The sequence below is a fragment of the Methylobacterium sp. CCH5-D2 genome, from assembly GCF_001556475.1.
Classification (GTDB): Bacteria; Pseudomonadota; Alphaproteobacteria; order Rhizobiales; family Beijerinckiaceae; genus Methylobacterium; species Methylobacterium hispanicum.
Map to the genome: position 1 here is coordinate 1 of NZ_LSIX01001120.1, position 2,798 is coordinate 2,798.

The following is a 2,798-nucleotide window of genomic DNA, read 5'->3' on the forward strand; positions in this document are numbered from 1 at the left end:
CACCCGGTCGCGGGCGCGGCGCACCCGGCCCGACGCCTCCAGCCGCTTGAGGAGGGGCGTCAGGGTGCCCGAATCGAGGAACAGGCGGTTGCCGATCTCCTTCACGGTCAACCCCTCCTCCTCCCACAGCACCAGCAGGACCAGGTATTGCGGGTAGGTCAGGTCGTGCTGGCCCAGCAGGGTGCGGTAGGCGCGCCCGAAGGCGTGGGCCGCCGCGTAGACGGCGAAGCAGAGCTGGTTGTCGAGGAGCTGCGGGTCGGCCGGGTCGATCGCGCGGGCGGGCGGGACGTCGCCGTCGGTCTTGCGCGGCGCGCGGGCCTGGGCGTCTGGTCGGCTTGGCATGAAACTCAACTCCCGTCCGGCTCGCCCGAGCCGCACCGCGCATCGCAAGTATGAAACCCGCATCGTAGACAGAAGATCGTTCGCGCACAATGAATTTGCCGCAACGCACCTATCGATTGCGCGCAATTGAGCGTCGCGGCAGGGCTGGGCATAAGGGTTGTGCGCAACCGGGTTTGGCGACCGGCAGGAACCCTGAGGTTCCACAGACGGGTTTCGCGACCACCGGAACGAGTTCCAGAGGAGAACACCATGCAGGCACTCTACACCGCCCATGCCCACGCGACCGGCGGCCGCGAGGGATCCGCCGCCTCGAACGACGAGCGGCTGAGCGTCGGCCTCGCCACCCCGAAGGAGCTCGGCGGCAACGGCGGTGCCGGCACCAATCCCGAGCAGCTCTTCGCGGCCGGCTACGCCGCCTGCTTCCTCGGCGCGATCAAGTTCGTGGCCGCGCAGGACAAGGTGAAGATCCCGGAGGACGCGAAGGTCGAGGCCGATGTCGGCATCGGCAAGCGCGAGGACGGCACCGGCTTCGGCCTCACCGTCGCCCTCCGGGCGACCCTGCCGGGCATCGAGCGGGCCCAGGCCGAGGACATCGTCCGGCGCGCCGACGTGGTCTGCCCCTACTCGCACGCCACCCGCGGCAACATCCGTGTCGAGGTCACCGCGGCCTGAGCGCGGGATCGGCGCGGGCGAACATCTTGAGGGCGGGTCCGGTCCAGGCGACCGGGCCCGTCCGTCTTGCCTTCGGGGGCTTCCGCCGAACGCAGAGGAGGCCGGTACAGGGCGCGGGCTCCCTCTCCCGTGCGGGAGAGGGGGCACGGCGCGGTTCGGGTCCGACCCGAGGATTGCCGCCGGCCTCCCGGTGAGCAGGCGAGAACCCGAGGGCCGGCCCCGTGGCCGGCAGGGGAGGGGGCCGGAAAACGAAAGGGCCCGCCGGCGCGGGGAAACCGCGGCGGCAGGCCCTGTTCCGCACCGGCGGGGTGCGGGGATCGGCGATGGGGGGCGTCAGACCGCGATGCGCTCCTCGACCTCGTTCGGCTCGCGCAGCACGTAGCCGCGGCCCCAGACGGTCTCGATGTAGTTGCGGCCCTGGCTGGCGTTGGCGAGCTTCTTGCGCAGCTTGCAGATGAACACGTCGATGATCTTCAGCTCGGGCTCGTCCATGCCGCCGTAGAGATGGTTGAGGAACATCTCCTTGGTCAGCGTGGTGCCCTTCCGCAGCGAGAGGAGTTCCAGCATCTGGTACTCCTTGCCGGTGAGGTGCACGCGGGCGCCGCCGACCTCGACGGTCTTCTGGTCGAGGTTCACCACGAGGTCGCCCGTGGTGATCACCGACTGGGCGTGGCCCTTCGAGCGGCGCACGATCGCGTGGATGCGGGCGACCAGCTCGTCCTTGTGGAAGGGCTTGGTGAGGTAGTCGTCGGCGCCGAAGCCGAGGCCCTTCACCTTGTCCTCGATGCCGGCCATGCCCGACAGGATCAGGATCGGCGTCTTCACCTTGGCGACGCGAAGCGACCGCAGAACCTCGTAGCCCGACATGTCGGGCAGGTTCAGGTCGAGCAGGATGATGTCGTAATCGTAGAGCTTGCCGAGATCGACGCCCTCCTCACCGAGATCGGTGGTGTAGGTGTTGAAGTTCTCGGACTTGAGCATCAGCTCGATGCTCTGCGCCGTGGCGCTGTCGTCCTCGATCAGAAGTACCCGCATCGTCGGTCCCCAGCCCCGCCGGCCGCATCATCGTACGGACACGTCCCCGCCGCGCTCTCCCACGGTCCTGTGGAAGAGCGTTGCCACGACATTGACGTACGACGCTATGCGTTAATCGTTAACAAAACCTGATTCCGGGTTGCAAGCGGTCCGTTCGCATCTCGCCCAGGCCCGAACCTGAGTCGTTGACGGTCTGTTCTCACAGGACCCCCAACGCCGCGCGTACCGAACGCTCGATCCCCTGCCCAAGTGCCTCGCCCGCAACGGATCCGTGAGCCCTGTTGCGCGCCGGTCACGCCGGCGCGCCTTGTCGGGCGGGAGCCCGTGGAGGCTCCTGCCCGGCATCGCGGGTACGGGTCGCTACAAGCCCGATGAGCGCAGTGTTAAGGAGGGAGGTAAACGAAGCGTTGAGGGGCGAGCGGGTGTCGCAGAATCCTCCGGCCAAGCCCACGCCGCCCTCGCTCGCGACCCTGCGGGCCGCGCTGGAGCGGGTCGAGACGGTCGAGACCTACGGGCGCGTCGTGGCGATCCGGGGGCTTCTCGTCGAGGTGGCGGGGCCGGTCTCGGCGATGCGGCTGGGTGGGCGGCTCGACGTCGAGGGGGTGGCGGGCCTCATCCCCTGCGAGGTGATCGGCTTCCAGGGCGAGCGGGCGCTCGCCATGCCGTTCGGCTCGCTGGAGGGCGTGCGCCGGGGCTGCCCGGCTTTCGTGCGCGACGAGGCGGCGGGCGCGGTGCGGCCGTCCCAGGGC

General features: G+C 69.4%; 3 protein-coding genes and 1 pseudogene. 2 read left to right on the forward strand and 2 right to left on the reverse strand.

All coding sequences use genetic code 11. The annotated features are described in order from the left end of the window. Positions 1-342 (reverse strand): MarR family transcriptional regulator (locus AX737_RS30325; protein ID WP_245293528.1); only part of this gene is annotated, 342 nt, incomplete at its 3' end. Between the two features lie 249 nt (positions 343-591). On the opposite strand from AX737_RS30325, the gene AX737_RS30330 reads away from it, so the two are divergent. Next, positions 592-1,014 carry an organic hydroperoxide resistance protein gene (locus AX737_RS30330; RefSeq protein WP_066927778.1) on the forward strand — a complete coding sequence of 141 codons (423 nt, stop codon included), beginning with the start codon at positions 592-594 and terminating at the stop codon, positions 1,012-1,014. Positions 1,015-1,347: 333 nt separating this feature from the next. On the opposite strand, the gene AX737_RS30335 is transcribed toward AX737_RS30330, so the two are convergent. Continuing rightward, positions 1,348-2,049 (reverse strand): response regulator transcription factor CtrA, encoded by a 702-nt coding sequence (locus tag AX737_RS30335; protein WP_066927780.1) that lies wholly within the window; start codon positions 2,047-2,049, stop codon positions 1,348-1,350. A gap of 422 nt (positions 2,050-2,471) precedes the next feature. On the opposite strand from AX737_RS30335, the pseudogene fliI reads away from it, so the two are divergent. Next, positions 2,472-2,798, forward strand: a pseudogene (fliI, locus tag AX737_RS30340) (flagellum-specific ATP synthase FliI); the annotation flags it as partial.